The organism is Haloplanus sp. CK5-1 (assembly GCF_037201915.1).
GTDB lineage: Archaea > Halobacteriota > Halobacteria > Halobacteriales > Haloferacaceae > Haloplanus > Haloplanus salilacus.
In genome coordinates this window covers 2,842,628-2,858,814 of the sequence record NZ_CP147505.1, presented here as the reverse complement: position 1 = coordinate 2,858,814, position 16,187 = coordinate 2,842,628, and the positions used below count along the sequence as shown (strand labels likewise).

Genomic DNA, 16,187 nt, shown 5'->3' with positions numbered 1-16,187 from the left:
CCATGACAGACAACACGGACCAGGAGTTCGCCGCCGACGAATCGACCGACGACCCGACGACAGACGACATGGTCGCCGGGACGGACGTGAGCGAGAGCGTCACGTCCTCGGGCGCGACGATGCAGCGCGACACCGTCGTCAGCGCCGAGAACGTCAGCGTCTGGTACAACGACGACCAGGCCCTGCAGGACATCACACTCGACATCCCTGAGAAGCAGGTGACGGCCATGATCGGTCCCTCCGGCTGTGGCAAGTCGACGTTCCTCCGGTGTATCAACCGCATGAACGACATGATCGACGCCGCCCGCGTCGAGGGCGACCTCCACCTGCGCGGGAAGAACGTCTACGACGACGACGTCGACCCCGTGGCGCTGCGCCGCCGGGTCGGAATGGTGTTCCAGACGCCCAACCCTTTCCCCAAGAGCATCTACGACAACGTCGCCTACGGCCTGAAGATCCAGAACAAGGAGGGCGACTACGACGAAATCGTCGAGGAGTCGCTGAAGCGGGCGGCGCTGTGGGACGAGGTCAAAGACCAGCTCGACCAGTCCGGGCTCGAACTCTCGGGGGGACAACAGCAGCGCCTCTGTATCGCACGCGCCATCGCGCCCGACCCCGAGGTGATCCTGATGGACGAACCCGCCTCGGCGCTCGACCCCGTCGCGACCTCCCAGATCGAGGACCTCATCACCGAACTCGCCGAGGAGTACACGGTCGTCATCGTCACCCACAACATGCAACAGGCCGCGCGCATCTCGAACAAGACGGCCGTCTTCCTCACGGGCGGCGAACTCGTCGAGTTCGACGACACCGGGAAGATTTTCGAGAACCCCGACAGCCAGCGCGTCGAGGACTACATCACCGGCAAGTTCGGCTGATCGTACACGGCACCGACGGCGTGAGCGTTGACGGGGGGACAACGCTTAGGGGAGTCGACACCGAGTAGGGCTGTATGGCGCGAACGGACTATCAGTCGTCGCTGGAGGACCTCCGCGACGACGTACTGTACATGAGCGAGGTGGTCGCGGAGCGGCTCCGGGAGGGTCTCGACGCCCTGGAGCGGAAGGACGAACGCCTCGCGAGGAGCGTGATCGAGGGCGACCACGAGGTCAACGACATGTATCTCGAACTGGAGGGGGAGTGTGTCGACCTCATCGCTCTCCAGCAACCGGTCGCGAGCGACCTGCGCTTCATCGCGGCGTCGTTCAAGATCATCACCGACCTAGAGCGCATCGCCGACCTGGCGGTGAACCTCGGGGAGTACACCCTCGACGCCCAGCGCGACCTCTTCCCGGACGTGGACATGCAACGCATCGGGCGGGAGACACTCGACATGCTCGAGATGGCGATGGAGGCGTACGCCAACGAGAGCGTCGAGCAGTGTTTCGCCGTCGCGGACCGTGACGAGGAGGTGGACGCGATGTGTGAGGCCGCGAGCGAACTCGTCGTCCGCGACCTGATCGAGGGCGACTACCTCGGCGAGGACGAGACCGACGAGGACATCGAGTCGCTCATGCAGGACGTCTCCCGACTCCTGCTCACCATCCGGGACCTGGAGCGAGTCGGCGACCACGCCGTCAACGTCGCCGCCCGCACGCTCTACATGGTCGAGAACGACGACGAACTACTCTACTAACGCCCCCATCACCGCCGCCTCCGCTTTTCTGAGATGTTCGGCCGCGGTTCCCGACGAGACGCCGAGTTCGGCCGCCACGTCGGCGACTGATCCGCGGCGCGGCGAGTCGTAGTACCCACAGTCGACGGCGGCCGCGACGGCCTCGCGCTGGCGATCGGTGAGCCGTGGGGTCGTCGGCCCCGCACGCCGCCGGTACGGCCCGACCGAGCGCACCGTCGCCCGGAGGCCGTCGGGTAACCCTTCGACGGCGGCGTCGACGTCCGCCGGCGTCCCGACCAACGTCAGCTCCGTCGTTCCGTCCGGATTGAACGACACCGGCGGCACCACCACGAGCGTCCCGCGGGCGAACGCCTCGATGTAGTCCCGGTCGGCGTCGGTCGCGTGGTCACGGACACAGCAGTAGAAGACCCCGTCGACCGCCTCGGAGAGACTGTACGCCACCGTCGCGTCCCGCGAGTCGAGTTTCGCTCGGAACGGATCGGGATCGCCCCGAACGCGAAACACCATGGTGTTCGTCCCGTCGAGCACCGTGTTCCAGTGGTGGAGCGACGCACGCTCGATTCCCTCGTGGTTCATCTCGAAGGCGTGCATCGGGTGGAGCGTCTCCGGCTCGTGGTGGATGCACAGGTCGACGTACTTCATCGGGCCGACGTTCCGGTCGTATAAATAAAAGCCCCGGGTGTGAGGCAGTCACGACTCGGGGCGTCCCACCTAGTTCCGACCCGTATGACACCGACACAACTCGCGTTCGGGGTTGGCTTGGTCGCCGCCGCCGGCGTGTACGTCATCGTCCTCGGAACACTCCTGACCGATCACGAGTGGTGGCCACCCGGCGACCGGACGCCCGCGTACTACTGCCACTGGACGCTCGTCGGACTCTTCAACGTGGCACTCCTGGGGACCGCCGTCCTCGATTTCGGCGCGTGGGGGCTGCCCGCTCCCGCGTCGTCACTGGGCCTTCTCGCGGCCATCCTCGGTACCGCCGTCTTCGTCTGGGGGGCACGGGCGATGAACGCCGCGGAGACGATGGGCGTGACCGGCGACCTCTACACCGACGGCCCGTACGCCTACACGCGAAACCCGCAGTACCTCGGCATGATCGTCGGCGTGGGCGGGTTCGCGCTCGCGGTCGACTCGTCGCTCGTGGCGGGACTCGCTGCCGTCCACGCCGGCTGGGTCCTACTACTCCCCCGCGCCGAGGAGCCACACCTGCGCGCGGCGTTCGGCGACGCCTACGACCGGTACGCCGACCGAGTCCCACGGTTCGTCGACCTGTCCACACTCTCCGGGACCGAGGACGACGAACTGCCGAACTGATTCCCACTCATGACGGCACGGAGTCCGGAACCACGGCTCGGATCGCTCGCGACCGACGAGTCCCTCGCCGACTTGCTGGCCCCGTACGCGGTCGGCCGTGACGTCCACCTGAACGCCCCCGCGTTCGTCGTTCGTCCCGACGAGGTTCAGGCGGCGCTGTCGACGCTCCGCGAGGCGGCCGGCTTCGACCACTGTTCCTGTGTCACCGCTCAGGAGTACGAGAACCGCTACGAGACCATCTATCACCTCAGGAGGTACGACGACCCCACCGACGAGGTGAGCGTCGTCGTCCCAGCGCCGACGTCGGCGCCGGTCTCCGAGAGCGGGTGTTCGGTCTACGAGACGGCGAACTGGCACGAGCGGGAGGCCTACGACCTCGTCGGCATCGAGTACGAAGACCACCCCGACCTGCGCCGTATCCTCCTGCCCGAAACCTGGCAGGGTCACCCGCTCTCCCGCGACTACGATCGGAACCGGCCACAAGTCGTCCGCTACGACGAGAACGCGAATCCGATCGAAGACGACGACCAACGCGGGGAGACGATGTTTCTCAACGTCGGTCCCCATCACCCGGCGACCCACGGCGTGTTACACCTCGAAGCCGTCCTCGACGGCGAACAGGTCGTCGACGTGGACCCGGACATCGGCTACATCCATCGGTGTGAAGAACAGATGGCCCAGTCGGGGACGTACCGGTACCAGATCATGCCGTATCCGGATCGCTGGGACTGGGGTGGCGGGGGACTACTGAACGAGTGGGCCTACGCTCGCACCGCGGAGGACCTCGCGGACATCGAGGTCCCCGAATACGCGCGGATCGTTCGGACGATGAGTGCGGAACTGTCGCGTATTCTCTCGCACCTGCTCGCAGTCGGAACCTACGCCCTCGACGTAGTCGGTGACTTCACCGCCACGTTCATGTACGCCATCGAGGACCGCGAGTCGGTGCAGAACATCCTCGAAGAGCTGACTGGCCAGCGCCTGATGTTCAACTACTTCCGTCTCGGTGGGGTCGTCTGGGACCTACCCGAACCCCGGGAGGAGTTCGTCCAGCAGGTTCGCGCGTTCCTCGACGACCTCCCCGCACGGCTGGAGGAGTATCACGACCTCCTCACGGCCAACGAAATCCTGCAGATGCGCACCGTCGATACGGGCGTCCTGCCACCGGAGGTAGCCAAGCAGTACGGCTGTACCGGCCCGGTCGCCCGGGGGTCGGGCATCGACTACGACCTCCGCCGTGACGACCCGTACGGCTACTACGACGAACTCGACTGGAACGTCGTCACCGATGACGGCTGTGACAACTACGCTCGGTTGCTCGTCCGTCTCCGAGAGATAGAAGAGTCCGCGAAGATCATCGAGCAGTGCGTCGACCTCTTGGAGGACTGGCCGACAGACGAGCGGACGATCCAGTCGAACGTCCCACGGACGATCCGGCCGGCCGACGATACGGAGACCTATCGCGCCGTCGAGGCTGCGAAAGGCGAACTCGGCATCTACATTCGCGCCGACGGAAGCGAGAAACCCGCCCGGTTCAAGATTCGAGGCCCGTCGTTCTCCAACCTGCAGGCGCTTCCGGAGATGTCCAACGGTGAGTACGTCCCCGACCTCATCGCGACACTCGGGAGCCTCGATACGATAATGGGCGAAGTCGACCGATGACGTGACCGGTTCCGGCGGGTCGGGGCTGAAAGAGTTAACCCCTCTCGGGGCGACGCTCGTCGCATGAACGCGGAGGAGACGATCCGAGACTACTACGGGGCGCTCCGCCGGGGCGACCCCCTCTACCCGTACTTCGCGGAGCGACCGAACGTGGTGAAGTTCGGCGTCGGCGAGCGACTTGTCGGGTACGACGCCATCGAGGACGGCCTCCGGACCCAGACCCGGACGACCGAGAACTGGACCGTCGAGAGCCGGGCGCTCCGGGTGGTCGGCGACGACGACCACGCCCACTTCTCGGACTCGGTGCGCATGGCGTGGACCGACACGACCCGCGACCACGAGTACGACCTCTCGACCCGATGGAGCGGGTCGCTCGAACGGCGTGGGGACGACGGGGACTGGCTGTTCGTCGGCATGCACGTGAGCACGCCGTACGTCGACGGCTGATGGTCGGCCCGAGCCTCTCCGAGGAGAAGCGACGGGTCGCGTCCCGTCGACTCAAACTCGGGTTCGTCGGTCTCGTCGGCGCCTCGGCCGGCCTCGTCGCCCTCGCCGGCGGCGCGACGACGGTACAGGTACTCGTCGCTCTCGCCGTCGGTCTCGCCGTCGGGGGCGTGCTCCTGTGGTATCTCGTCTCCGTCGGCGCGGAGTGGCGGCGGACGCGCTGACCGTCAGACCCGCGCCAGCCACCGTTCGGGATCGTCGAGTTCCGCGTCGGTCGGCAGGTTCTCCGGGCGCTCCCAGACGACGCTCGCACCGTCGATGCCGCGGGCGTCGGCGACGACCCGGAAGAAGTCGGCCCCACGCTCGTACTGCCGTCGCTTCAACCCGAGACCGAGCAGTCGCCGGGTCAGGCGTGCGACCGGGCCACCACCCTGCCGGCGGGCGTCGAGTTTCGCCCGCAGGTCGGCGTAGTCGTCGTCGAACGCCCGGTCCATCAACAGTTCGGCGTACCCCTCGACGGCGGTCATCGCGGCGTCGAGTTCGGCGAACGCCTCCCGGTCCAGTCCTCCGGCCGCGAGGGCGTCTAGACCGCGTTCCAAACGGTCTTCGAGGTGGGTCGGCAGCCACGGCGCGGCCCCGAACTCGGCGGCGTGGGCCACCTCGTGGAAGGCGATCCAGCGGCGAAAGCGCGGGAGTGAGACGTCGAGGGCGCTCGCCACGTCGACGATGTTCGGGTGGACGAAGTAGAGTGCGTGGTCACGTTCGCCGGGATCGGCGTCCGCCAGGAGGAGGGGGTCGTACTGGCCGAGGACGTTCCGACCGAGAAACGCCATCATCACCGTGAGTGTGCCGGTGTTGACGACCCGGGAGAGGCCGGACAGCGCCGGGCCGACCGGCCCGCCACCGGTTCCGGGCTCAACGGGAGCCATCACCCGGCGGAACGTGTCGACGTTCTCGTCGATCCAGTGGTGGCGGTTCTGTATCTCGATCGTCTCGGGGAGATCGAACTCGACGCCGCCGAGCGTCTGGAGTCGTCGCCGGGCCTCGCGCACGTCGGCGGCGTACCCCGACCGGTCGGCGTCGCTCAGATCGAGTGATCCCGGTTCGGTACCCGACTTCGCCGCCTCGGCGACCGCCTGCCAGTCGACGAAGCCGTCGCCCGACGCGCCGGTGACGGCTCTGACGCTCCGAAGGAGATTCATGTCGGAAGAAGTCGACTGCGACTGAAAACGTTTCCGTGCGCTCAGATGCCGGCCTCGAAGTCGTCGAGGGCGTAGCCGGGTTCGGCGCCGCGCCGGTCGAGCGTCTCGTTTGCCAGCAACCAGTAGACGACCGACAGGGCACGTCGGCCCTTGTTGTTCGTCGGGATGACGAGGTCGACGTTGCTCAGTTGGTTGTTCGAGTCACACATGGCGATGACGGGGATGCCGACCGTGATGGCCTCCTTGACCGCCTGCGCGTCGCCGATGGGGTCGGTGACGACGACCACGTCGGGTTCGATGTAGCCGTCGTAGTCGGGGTTGGTGAGCGTCCCCGGGATGAACCGTCCGGTGCGGGCGCGTGCCCCGATGGCCTCGGCGAACTTCTCGGCCGGGAACCGGCCGTACTGCCGCGAGGAGGTCACCAGGACCTGCTCGGGCGAGTAGTTCGCTAGGAAGTCCGCGGCCGTCCGGATGCGCGAATCCGTCTGGCTCACGTCCAGCACGTAGAGGCCGTCGTCGCGGACGCGGTGGATGAACCGATCCATGTCCTGGGTCTTCTGTTGGGTCCCGATGTGGACACCCGCCCCGAGGTAGTCCTCGACCGGAATGAGGAGGTCGGCCTCGTCGTCGGGCATCACGTCCTCGTCGAACGGCGACGCGTCGTCCTCCTCGACCTCGTCGTCGGCGTCTGTCTCGACCGGGGCCGCCTCGTCGGCCGCCTCGGCGGTCGGTTCCTCCACAGCGTCGGCGTCGGAGTCGGCGTCGGCCGCCTCGTTTTCGCCGTCGTCTGGGGTTTCGAGTTCGTTATCGTTGTCTGTCATACTGCGTCCTCCGCGATGCGGATGAGTTCGTTGAGTTTGGCGGTTCGCTCGCCGCCGACGGTCCCCGTCTTGATGAAGGGGGCGCCGGTCGCGACGGCGAGGTGTGCGATGGTCGTGTCCTCGGTTTCGCCCGAGCGGTGGGAGACGACGACCTCCAGCCCGTTGCGGGTCGCCAGCTCCACCGCGTCGACCGCGTCGGAGAGCGTGCCGATCTGGTTGGGCTTGACGAGGATGGCGTTGCCCGCCCCCTCGTCGATGCCCCGCTGCAGGCGGTCGACGTTGGTGACGAAGAGGTCGTCGCCACAGAGGACCGTCCGGTCGCCGACCCGATCGGTCAGGTCGGCGAAGCCGTCGAAGTCGTCCTCCTCGACGGGGTCCTCGACGTACGCGAGTTCGTACTCGTCGACGAGTCCGGCGACGTAGTCGACCTGTTCGTCGGGCGTCCGCTCGACGTCGCCGTAGCGGTAGACCCCGCTCTCGGCGTCGTACAGTTCCGACGCCGCCACGTCGAGACCGACCGCCACGTCGAAGCCGACGTCCGCGGCCACGTCGTCGGTCGCCTCGGCGACGAGTTCGAACGCTTCGGCGTCCGTGACCGCGGGAGCCCACGCCCCCTCGTCGCCCTTGCCGGCCGGAATCCCCCGCTCGTCAAGCAGGTCGCCGATCCGGTCGTGGACCGCGGCGTTGGCGAAGACGGCCTCCGAGACGCTCGGCGCGCCGTAAGGAACGGCGAGGAACTCCTGGATGTGGGTCGCGGCCTTCGCGTGTTCGCCGCCACCGAGGACGTTCCCCAGCGGGACCGGGAAGTCGTCGCCCCGGAACGTGCCACCGAGGTGTTGGAAGAGGGGGGCACCGAGCACGTCCGCCGCGGCCTTCGCGGCCGCCATCGAGATGGCAACCGCGCTGTTGGCCCCGATCTCGGAGAAGTCGTCGGTACCGTCCGCACCGCGCAGGGCGGCGTCCACGTCGCGCTGGTTGCCCGCGTGGACCTCGTCGACGAGGCGGGGAACCGCGTGCGTGCGTGCCGCGGCGATTGCCTCGCCCGTCGGCAGTTCGATCGCCTCGTACTCGCCGGTGGAGGCACCGCTCGGTGCGGCCGCGCGGCCGAAGCCGCCGGACTCCGTCAGCACGTCCGCCTCGACCGTCGGGTTCCCCCGAGAGTCGAGGACGCGGCGCAGGCTCACCGAGCGAATCAGCGTCATTTGCCCTCCCGCCTGACCGTGAAGGGCAACACGCCGGCGTCGTACTCCTCGGCCGCGACGAGGATCGGCTCGCTTTGCTCCGTGTCGACGAGCACCGGCGCGCCGTAGGACACCTGCAGGGCTCGCGCCCCGAGGATCCGCGCCTTCTCGTAGCGGTTGTAGCGTCCCTGGCTCATTGGTAGGGGGAGACCACGTCGACCAGGTCCTTGTGCGAGACGAACATCCGTCGACAGCAGTGCCGGGTCACGCCCAGGTCGTCGAGCACGTCGGCGGAGTCCTCGCCCTCGTCGAGTCGGGCCTGGTACTCCTCCCAGTGTTCGCCGATGACCTTCCCGCACGTGAAACACCGGACCGGAATCATCATAGGTGGATCACCTCAGCGGTAGGACTTCTGGTAGCGGGCCCGTGCGCCGGGGCCGCCCCACTTCTTGGGTTCGGACTGGCGCACGTCGTTGACCAGTAGCGACCGATCGAACTCCATGAACGCGCTCCGGAGTTCGGCGTCGCCGTAGTGTTGCACCAACCCGCGTGCGATGGCGGTTCGCACCGCGTCGGCCTGGCCGGCGAAGCCGCCGCCGGAGACCGACACGTCGATGTCGACGCCGTCCCGGAGGTCGTCGCCAGCGATGCGGAACGGCTCCAGCATCTTCAGGCGGGACATCTCCGGGTCGATCAGTTCGACGGGTCGGGAGTTGATTCGGACACGACCCTCGCCGTCGCGCACGGTCGCGCGGGCGACGGCCGTCTTCTTCTTGCCGCTCGTGTTGGTTACCATGTGACGTTCGCTCCCAGTTGTTCGGAGACGTCTCCAAGCGAGACGAACTTGATGTTCGAGAGCCGGTTCAGCGACGTCCCTTCGAGCACGTCGCCGTCCTCGTCGAAGGGGTTGCCGACGTAGACGCGGACGTTCTCGAAGGCCTCGCGACCACGCGGCTTCTTGTACGGCACCATGCCGCGGATCGACCGCTTGAAGATGCGGTCCGGCCGCTTGGGGTAGTACGGCCCACTGTCGGAGCCCAGTTCCGCGCGCTTGCGGTAGGTCTCCATCGTGGACTCCTCGTTGCCGGTGATGACCGCGTGTTCGGCGTTGATGACGGCGACCCGGTCGCCGTCGAGGGCGCGCTGGGCCACCTCGCTGGCGACCCGGCCCATGATGCAGTCCCGGGCGTCGACGACCACGTCGGCGTCGAACTCGGCGAGACTCATCGGATCACCCGCACGTTCGATCCCTCGGGGTTCGCTTCGGCGACGTGGTCCAATCCCTGGGCGTCACCGACCTGTTCGATCTTCCGTCGCGCCGTCGACGAGAAGTCGACAGCGGCGACCGTTACTTCTTTTTCGAGCACACCGCTCCCCAGCACCTTGCCGGGGACGACGACGGTCTCCTCTTCGCGGGCGTAGCGTTCGATCTGCCCGAGGTTGACCTCCGCGTGGGTGCGCCGTGGCTTCTCCAGGCGGTCCGCGACGTCCTGCCAGACTCCGGCACCGGACTCGCGGGAAACCGCCTTCAACTCGGCGATGAGACTATTGAGTCTCGGATTCGTCTTACTCATTGTCTACCTCCAAAAGGGAGTGCAGGGAGCAGGATTTGAACCTGCGGACCCCTATGGGACAGCGCCCTGAACGCTGCGCCGTTGGCCTGACTTGGCTATCCCTGCACGCACTGCGCAGTATCCGTCGCCCCTTCAAACCACTTTCGGTCCCCGGCCCGCGCGTCGCGGTCGCGCCGCTGTGGGCGACCGGTCGGGCGGGCGTCGACGGGTGTGGGTGTCGGGGCATTTGGGGTCCTCGCGTTCAGACTGCGACTTTCGATTCCAGTTCCGCCGCGCGGTCGCCGATCGACTCGGCGGCGCGCGTGACCAGTTCCTCGACGCTGAACGACCCGTCCGTCTCTACGTGGAAGACGAACGCGTCGGGGACGTCGTGTAGTTCGATCTCCTTGCCCGGGTATCGCTTCGTGAGGTCGTGATCGAACTCGTCGGTGGCGACGAGTTCGCCGTCTTCCGTCTCGATGACCCCGCGCAGGATGTTCGGTTCGCCGTCGTCGAACTCGCCCGCGTCGCCGACGACCTCGACGCGTTGCAGGTGTCGGTAGCCGACGGCCACGCCACCCTGGTGTTTGGCGTGTTCGCGGCCGCGGTCGAGCACCGCGTCGGCCTCGAGTTCGATCCGCTGTTGCTCCTTGAGTTCGATGATCGGGATGTCGTCGTCGGCCGGTTCGACCATCGAATCGGAGGTTTCGATGTCCCCCGAGTAGGCCGTCGCCGGACCCTCGACGTCCAGCGCCAGCGTCACCGTCTCGCCCGTCTCGAAGTCGTCGAGCGGGGTCGTCAGCGGCACCAGCCCCAGACGGAGGCCGATCATCTCGTCGAACATCACCGACGAGTTCTCGACGAACCGGACGGTGTCGATGGAGAAGGTCGGCACGTCGGCGATCATCGCCCGGCGGATGCCGTTGGCGAAGGCCGGCGTAACGCCCTCCCCTCTGACGAGGAAGCGTGCGTTCCGGTCGTCGCGTTCGACGAACTCGACCTCGAAGTCGGCGACCATAATGTTAGAGGCGGCTGTTTTTGGGCGCACGAGTACCGTCGTGCGGGATCGGTGTCACGTCCTCGATGCGACCGATCTCGAGACCGGCGCGTGCGAGCGCTCGGATCGTCGCCTGTGCACCCGGTCCCGGGGACTTGTTGCCGTTGCCGCCGGGGCCGCGCACGCGAACGTGCACGCCCTCGACGCCGGCCGCGAGGACCTCCTCGGCGACCACTTCGGCCATCTGCATCGCCGCGTACGGCGACGCTTCGTCCCGATTCTGCTTGACGACCGTCCCACCGCTCGACTTGGCGATGGTCTCCGCACCGGTCTGGTCAGTGACCGTGATGAGCGTGTTGTTGAACGACGCGTGGACGTGGGCGATACCCCACTTGTCCTGCGGTTCTTCGGCACTCATTCTTGGGCCTCCGCGCGTTCGGGGTGCAGGTCGTCCGCGAGCGGACTCGTCTCGTCGAAGGCGACGGCCGACTGCTCGTCGACCTCCACCTTCTTCGAGGGTCGCTGGACGCGAGCCCCGTCGACGGTGATGTGTCCGTGGCTGACGAACTGGCGGGCCTGGTGGGGCGTGTGGGCGAGCCCCTTCCGGTAGACGACCGTCTGGAGCCGCCGTTCGAGCAGGTCCGTCACTTCCAGCGACAGGACGTCGCTGATGTCGTCCTGATCGCCGAGGATGCCGAGTCGCTGGAGGCGTGCGACGAACTCGCCGCCCGCCTCGCCCGCGACCTCGACGTCACCCTGGGCGTCGCCGAGCAGTCGTCGCGCCTCGCGGCGCATCGATCGCAGTTCGGACTGGGCACGCCAGAGTTCCTCCTTGTTCTTCAGCCCGTAGCGTCCGAGGAGGTCGGCCTCCTCGGCGATGCGCTCGCCCTGGTACGGGTGGTTGGGCGTCTCGTAGAACTTGGTGTTCTTGCCTGTGGTCATACTTCGTCGTCCTCCGCGGCTTCCTCTTCGGCCATGTCCTCTTTGATGGCCTCGACGTTGACGCCGATGGTGCCTTCGGTACGGCCGGTGGACTTCGTCCGCTGGCCGCGCACCTTCTGGCCGCGCTTGTGTCGGACGCCGCGGTAGGAGTCGATCATCTTCATCCGGTTGATGTCCTGGGTGCGGGTCTGACTGAGGTTGGAGCCGACGCGGTGGCTGTTCTCGCCGGTGTAGAAGTCGTTCCGGCGGTTGACCATCCACTCGGGGACCTGGTCCTCGAAGTTCTCCACGACCTCGATCACGCGGTCGATTTCGTCGTCGTCGAGGCGTCCGAACGTGGCGGTTCGATCCACGTCGGCCGCGTCGGCGACGATGCGCGCCGTGCGCTTGCCGATTCCGTTCATGTCGGTGAGGCTCCGCTCGACGGCCTTCGTCCCGTCGAGGTCGGTCTGTCCGATTCGGACGAAGTACCGAAGGTCTTCGTCGTCCTCGGGGGAGCCGTCCTGTGGTTCTTCTGCACTCATGGGTATGGGGTTGGTGCGAGCGTTGCGGCGGGGATTCGAACCCCGGAGGCTTGACGCCACAGAGTTAGCAACCCTGCGCCTTGGGCCAGGCTTGGCTACCGCAACACCTGCGTTCGTGTCGTATCGTCGCCCGCGTGAACCCGACGGGTTCTCGGACTCGGGACCGGACGCCCCTGCAGCGTATGCAGTCGAACCAATCCGGGGGCGATACTTAAACATCACGAAAGGGCCGGGATCGGGCGTGGGCGGAGTCGACATCCCTATTACCGTCCACCGGGCGGTACGCACTATGACCCGCGCGACGACCGAGCCACGTCTCACGCAGGTGATCGGACTGCTCGTCGCGGTCGCCGTCCTCGGCGGCGGCACCCTCGGCCCGACGCTCGGCGGCGTCGACCGAACGGTCCAGGTCGTCCTCGCGGTGTTCGCGTCGACGCTCGTGTTCTGGATCGCCAAACCCGTCCCGTACACGGTCTCGAGCCTGCTCTGTGTCGTCCTCGTCTACGCGCTCGGCGTGACCGAGACGTTCGAGGCGGCCGTGAGCGGCTTCGCGTCGACGCTCGTGTTCTTCTTCGTCGTCCTCCTCCTCGTCGGGCAAAGCGTCGCGAACGTCGGCCTCGACGGGTGGGCCGCCTCGCGGCTCATCGCCGCGAGCAGCACGCCCCGCGGGTCGGTCGCCCGCCTGGCGGCGATGCTCCTCGCCCTCGCCTTCGTTCTCCCGTCGGGGCTGGCCCGGGGCGTGACGTTCATGCCCGTCATCGACCGGATCAACGCCTCCTACGGCGCGTCGGACGGGAGCCAGTTCCGCCGGCTCGCCTACTACGTCGTCGGACACCTGAACCCGGTCGCCTCGCTCGCGCTGATGACCGGCGGCGGCATGGCCATCGCGACGGCGGAGTTGATCAACGCCTCCGTCCGCCCGATCACGTGGGTCGAGTGGGCGCTCTACATGGCCCCGACGGCGACGCTCCTCTTCGTCTCCTGTACCGTCGCAGGGGTGTTCCTCTACGACGTCGACGCAGTCCTCGACGGAGAGGGCGGGGCCGAGGCCGGAAGCGAGGGTGCGGCCCCCGACGCGTCACAAACGCCCGAGGACATCACGCCCGACCCGCTCACCCGCGAGCAGAAACTCGTCCTCGGGACGCTCGGGGGCGCGATCTGTCTGTGGATCGTCGGCTCCTTTACCGGCGTCCCGACGCTCGTCCCCGCGGTCTTGGTCGTCGCCGTCTTCGCCCTCCCCGGCGTCGGTATCATCGACGCCGGCGACGTGAGCGACATCAACTGGGGCATCATCTTCCTCGTCGGAGCGATGCTGTCGCTGCTCAAAGTGATGCGCGACGTCGGTGCATTCGACCTGCTCGTCGACGGCCTCGCCGTCGTCGTGCCCGCGGGCGCGTCCCCGGTCGTCGTTGTGGGGGTCGTCTTCGGTATCGCCGTCCTCGTCCGCGGGACGTTCTCGTCGGTGTCGGCCTCGTTCGTCGTCCTCTTTCCGATCGTCCTGGAGGCGCTGTCGGGGCTGGGATTGACGCCGCTGTACGTCTCCTTCGCGCTGACGACGATCCTGATGGCCGCGACGTTTCTCCCCTTCAACAATCCGGTCGTCCTCGTCGCCTACGAACGGGGGCCGCTGGACGCCCGCGAGGTGTTCGGGCTGGGACTGGTCACGCTCGCACTCGGGGTACTGGTGGTCGCGTTCGGATGGACGGTGTACTGGCCGTGGGTCGATCGGGTCGTCGCGTTCTAGGGGGTCGGCGCGCCGATGTACTCCTCGTTGATCTCCCACTCGCCGTCGTCGTTTTTGACCATGTACTCGCCGTAGTAGGGGACGCGGTTGGCGACCGTCTCGCGGAACGTCTCGCGGATCTCGTCTCTGGTCATCTCACCCATCGACCGGAGGTCGTCGTTGCGGTTGAGACATCCCTTCAGATACCCCTCGTGGGTGACGCGCACGCGGTGGCAGTTGGCACAGAAGGTGGGGTTCTCGACGGGATCGACGATCTCGACCATGCCGCCGTCGACCCAGTAGCGCTTGCGGTCGTGCATCTCGCGGTGTTCGACCTCGTCGGCGATGTCGGCGAGCCAGTCGTGGACCCGAGCGATGTCGATGTTCCACTCGGGCTTGCCGGTGAGTTCGGGCATGTACTCGATCAACTGGAGTTGGAGGCCGTCGTTCTCGGCGACGTGGTTCACCATCCCCTCGACGTAGCCGGCGGTGTGCTCGAAGACGACCATGTTGAGTTTGACGGGGTCGAGTCCCGCGTCCAGCGCTGCGTCGACACCCTCCATCACCTTGTCGTACGCGCCCGACTTCGTGATCTCCGCGAACTCGTCGGGATCGAGGGCGTCCTGCGAGACGTTGACGCGTTCGAGGCCGGCGTCGACGAGGTCCTGGGCTCGGCCCGGCAGGTACGTCCCGTTGGTCGTCATCGACACCTCCATCGAATCGGGCGTCCGTCGGATGATCTCCTCCAGGTCGTCGCGGAGCATCGGCTCCCCGCCGGTGAACTTCACGCTGTCGACGTCGAACTCGGCGGCCACCTCGAGGAAGCGGACGATGTCGTCGGTCGACATCTCGTCGTCCTGTGGCTCCATCGGTCCGCGCGTATCGCCGAGGCCCTCGTTGTGGCAGTAGACACAGTCGAAATTACACCGGTCGGTGAGTGAGACCCGAACACCCGTCACCTCTCGACCGAAATCGTCCTCCAGCATTCTACCCGATTCTTCGTCCGGAGAGGCTTAAATTGGCCCCATCGAAACCGTCTCACGTAACCATCTGTAGTTACTCTTCTCGCGACGCGTCACTCTCGATCGTTCCGCCGACGGGGTCGCGACAAAACCCTTATCCGGATCTCACGCCCACGTCACCGCATGGACGAAAGCGACGTACGGGAGTTGCTCGGTCGGGTCGAGGATCCAGACCTCGGCGACGACCTCGTCTCCCTCGGCCTGGTCAACGCCGTCGCCGTCGAGGACGGTGTCGCGAAGGTGTCGCTGGCGCTCGGTGCGCCGTACGCGCCGTCGGAGAGCACCATCGCCGCCGAGGTACGGGAAGTCCTCGGCGACGCGGGCCTGGACGTCGAACTCACGGCCAAACTCCCGTCGGCGTCGCGCGACGACGAGGTACTGCCGGGCGTGAAGAACGTGATCGCCGTCGCCTCGGGGAAGGGTGGTGTGGGCAAGTCGACGGTGGCCGTGAACCTCGCCGCCGGCCTGTCGAAACTCGGCGCACGGGTCGGCCTGTTCGACACCGACGTCTACGGCCCGAACGTCCCCCGAATGTTGGGGGCCGAGGATCCGCCGACCGCCACCGACGACGACACCATCGTCCCGCCGGAACGCTTCGGCGTGAAACTCGTCAGCATGGCGTTCATGGTCGGCGAGGACGACCCGGTGATCTGGCGCGGGCCGATGGTCCACCAGGTGCTGACCCAACTCGTCGAGGACGTCGAGTGGGGCGAACTCGACTACCTCGTCCTCGATCTGCCGCCGGGGACGGGCGACACGCAACTCACCATCCTCCAGACGCTCCCGCTGACCGGTGCGGTCATCGTCACGACACCCGAGGAGGTGGCGGTCGACGACGCCCGCAAGGGGATCCGGATGTTCGGCAAACACGACACGAACGTACTCGGCCTCGTCGAGAACATGAGTTCGTTCGTCTGCCCGGACTGTGGGGGTGAACACGACGTCTTCGGCTCCGGCGGCGGGCGGGGGCTGGCGGAGGCGAACGGCCTCCCGTACCTCGGCGGGGTGCCACTCGACCCGGAGATCCGAACCGGAACGGAACCGATGGTGCTGACAGACGGGAATCCGACCGCAGACGCCTTCCGCGTCGTCACCGAGGGCGTGGCCAACAACGTCGGTGTGGTCAACCGGCGTCGCGTCTCGAACCCGTAGGTCCCGACCGC

General features: G+C 67.1%; 22 protein-coding genes and 2 tRNA genes. 8 read left to right on the top strand and 16 right to left on the bottom strand.

All coding sequences use genetic code 11. The annotated features are described in order from the left end of the window. The first annotated feature begins 2 nt into the window (after positions 1 to 2). Together pstB and phoU are read left to right on the top strand one after the other, a co-directional pair. The gene (gene pstB / locus NBT81_RS15145) at positions 3 to 878 is read left to right on the top strand and encodes a phosphate ABC transporter ATP-binding protein PstB (RefSeq protein ID WP_338739667.1); all 876 of its coding nucleotides are present in this window, start codon (positions 3 to 5) and stop codon (positions 876 to 878) included. A gap of 74 nt (positions 879 to 952) precedes the next feature. After that, positions 953 to 1,636 carry a phosphate signaling complex protein PhoU gene (gene phoU, locus NBT81_RS15140; protein WP_338739666.1) on the top strand — a complete coding sequence of 228 codons (684 nt, stop codon included), beginning with the start codon at positions 953 to 955 and terminating at the stop codon, positions 1,634 to 1,636. On the opposite strand, the gene NBT81_RS15135 is transcribed toward phoU, so the two are convergent. Then, on the bottom strand, positions 1,625 to 2,278 hold the full coding sequence (locus NBT81_RS15135; protein WP_338739665.1) for a helix-turn-helix domain-containing protein: 654 nt from the start codon (positions 2,276 to 2,278) through the stop codon (positions 1,625 to 1,627). The genes phoU and NBT81_RS15135 overlap by 12 nt on opposite strands. An 84-nt stretch (positions 2,279 to 2,362) precedes the next feature. Between NBT81_RS15135 and NBT81_RS15130 the strand changes: the two genes are divergently transcribed. From NBT81_RS15130 to NBT81_RS15115, 4 genes are all read left to right on the top strand, one after another. Continuing rightward, positions 2,363 to 2,953 (top strand): isoprenylcysteine carboxylmethyltransferase family protein, encoded by a 591-nt coding sequence (locus tag NBT81_RS15130; RefSeq protein WP_338739664.1) that lies wholly within the window; start codon positions 2,363 to 2,365, stop codon positions 2,951 to 2,953. Between the two features lie 9 nt (positions 2,954 to 2,962). Next, positions 2,963 to 4,615, top strand: a complete 1,653-nt coding sequence (locus tag NBT81_RS15125; protein WP_338739663.1) for an NADH-quinone oxidoreductase subunit D — start codon at positions 2,963 to 2,965, stop codon at positions 4,613 to 4,615. Between the two features lie 63 nt (positions 4,616 to 4,678). Then, positions 4,679 to 5,062, top strand: a complete 384-nt coding sequence (locus tag NBT81_RS15120) for a nuclear transport factor 2 family protein (RefSeq protein ID WP_338739662.1) — start codon at positions 4,679 to 4,681, stop codon at positions 5,060 to 5,062. Further along, positions 5,062 to 5,283 (top strand): hypothetical protein, encoded by a 222-nt coding sequence (locus NBT81_RS15115; RefSeq protein ID WP_338739661.1) that lies wholly within the window; start codon positions 5,062 to 5,064, stop codon positions 5,281 to 5,283. Before NBT81_RS15120 ends, NBT81_RS15115 begins: the two co-directional genes overlap by 1 nt. 3 nt (positions 5,284 to 5,286) lie before the next feature. Here NBT81_RS15115 and NBT81_RS15110 read toward each other — a convergent pair whose 3' ends face one another. The 14 genes from NBT81_RS15110 to NBT81_RS15045 all read right to left on the bottom strand — a co-directional run bounded on the left by NBT81_RS15110 (position 5,287) and on the right by NBT81_RS15045 (position 12,384). Continuing rightward, entirely contained in the window at positions 5,287 to 6,261 is a 975-nt protein-coding gene (locus tag NBT81_RS15110; RefSeq protein ID WP_338739660.1) for a zinc-dependent metalloprotease, read from the bottom strand. Positions 6,262 to 6,302: 41 nt separating this feature from the next. Beyond that, positions 6,303 to 7,082 (bottom strand): 30S ribosomal protein S2, encoded by a 780-nt coding sequence (gene rpsB / locus NBT81_RS15105; protein ID WP_338739659.1) that lies wholly within the window; start codon positions 7,080 to 7,082, stop codon positions 6,303 to 6,305. After that, positions 7,079 to 8,284, bottom strand: coding sequence for a phosphopyruvate hydratase (eno, locus tag NBT81_RS15100; protein WP_338739658.1), 1,206 nt, complete (start codon positions 8,282 to 8,284; stop codon positions 7,079 to 7,081). Before eno ends, rpsB begins: the two co-directional genes overlap by 4 nt. Beyond that, positions 8,281 to 8,460 (bottom strand): DNA-directed RNA polymerase subunit K, encoded by a 180-nt coding sequence (locus tag NBT81_RS15095; protein WP_338739657.1) that lies wholly within the window; start codon positions 8,458 to 8,460, stop codon positions 8,281 to 8,283. The genes eno and NBT81_RS15095 overlap by 4 nt, the downstream gene beginning before the upstream one ends. Further along, positions 8,457 to 8,648 carry a DNA-directed RNA polymerase subunit N gene (locus NBT81_RS15090; protein WP_338739656.1) on the bottom strand — a complete coding sequence of 64 codons (192 nt, stop codon included), beginning with the start codon at positions 8,646 to 8,648 and terminating at the stop codon, positions 8,457 to 8,459. The genes NBT81_RS15095 and NBT81_RS15090 overlap by 4 nt, the downstream gene beginning before the upstream one ends. A 12-nt stretch (positions 8,649 to 8,660) precedes the next feature. Beyond that, the gene (locus tag NBT81_RS15085) at positions 8,661 to 9,059 is read right to left on the bottom strand and encodes a 30S ribosomal protein S9 (protein ID WP_338739655.1); all 399 of its coding nucleotides are present in this window, start codon (positions 9,057 to 9,059) and stop codon (positions 8,661 to 8,663) included. Further along, entirely contained in the window at positions 9,053 to 9,490 is a 438-nt protein-coding gene (locus NBT81_RS15080) for a 50S ribosomal protein L13 (protein WP_338739654.1), read from the bottom strand. The genes NBT81_RS15085 and NBT81_RS15080 overlap by 7 nt, the downstream gene beginning before the upstream one ends. Further along, positions 9,487 to 9,837, bottom strand: a complete 351-nt coding sequence (locus NBT81_RS15075) for a 50S ribosomal protein L18e (protein WP_338739653.1) — start codon at positions 9,835 to 9,837, stop codon at positions 9,487 to 9,489. The genes NBT81_RS15080 and NBT81_RS15075 overlap by 4 nt, the downstream gene beginning before the upstream one ends. A gap of 20 nt (positions 9,838 to 9,857) precedes the next feature. Next, positions 9,858 to 9,942: transfer RNA gene (locus tag NBT81_RS15070), tRNA-Leu, on the bottom strand. A 136-nt stretch (positions 9,943 to 10,078) separates the two neighbouring features. After that, positions 10,079 to 10,834, bottom strand: coding sequence for a DNA-directed RNA polymerase subunit D (locus tag NBT81_RS15065; protein WP_338739652.1), 756 nt, complete (start codon positions 10,832 to 10,834; stop codon positions 10,079 to 10,081). Between the two features lie 4 nt (positions 10,835 to 10,838). Continuing rightward, on the bottom strand, positions 10,839 to 11,231 hold the full coding sequence (locus NBT81_RS15060; protein ID WP_338739651.1) for a 30S ribosomal protein S11: 393 nt from the start codon (positions 11,229 to 11,231) through the stop codon (positions 10,839 to 10,841). Next, entirely contained in the window at positions 11,228 to 11,755 is a 528-nt protein-coding gene (locus NBT81_RS15055) for a 30S ribosomal protein S4 (protein WP_338739650.1), read from the bottom strand. The genes NBT81_RS15060 and NBT81_RS15055 overlap by 4 nt, the downstream gene beginning before the upstream one ends. Then, entirely contained in the window at positions 11,752 to 12,279 is a 528-nt protein-coding gene (locus tag NBT81_RS15050; RefSeq protein ID WP_338739649.1) for a 30S ribosomal protein S13, read from the bottom strand. The genes NBT81_RS15055 and NBT81_RS15050 overlap by 4 nt, the downstream gene beginning before the upstream one ends. Positions 12,280 to 12,299: 20 nt before the next feature. Beyond that, positions 12,300 to 12,384, bottom strand: a tRNA-Ser gene (locus tag NBT81_RS15045). Positions 12,385 to 12,568: 184 nt separating this feature from the next. Here NBT81_RS15045 and NBT81_RS15040 point away from each other — a divergent pair. After that, on the top strand, positions 12,569 to 14,023 hold the full coding sequence (locus NBT81_RS15040; RefSeq protein ID WP_338739648.1) for an SLC13 family permease: 1,455 nt from the start codon (positions 12,569 to 12,571) through the stop codon (positions 14,021 to 14,023). On the opposite strand, the gene moaA is transcribed toward NBT81_RS15040, so the two are convergent. Then, positions 14,020 to 14,988: a GTP 3',8-cyclase MoaA gene (gene moaA, locus NBT81_RS15035; protein ID WP_338739647.1), complete on the bottom strand. Its 969-nt coding sequence runs from the start codon at positions 14,986 to 14,988 to the stop codon at positions 14,020 to 14,022. The genes NBT81_RS15040 and moaA overlap by 4 nt on opposite strands. Before the next feature lie 159 nt (positions 14,989 to 15,147). Between moaA and NBT81_RS15030 the strand changes: the two genes are divergently transcribed. Continuing rightward, complete coding sequence (locus NBT81_RS15030) at positions 15,148 to 16,176, top strand: Mrp/NBP35 family ATP-binding protein (protein ID WP_338739646.1); 1,029 nt, start codon at positions 15,148 to 15,150, stop codon at positions 16,174 to 16,176. Positions 16,177 to 16,187: the final 11 nt, after the last annotated feature.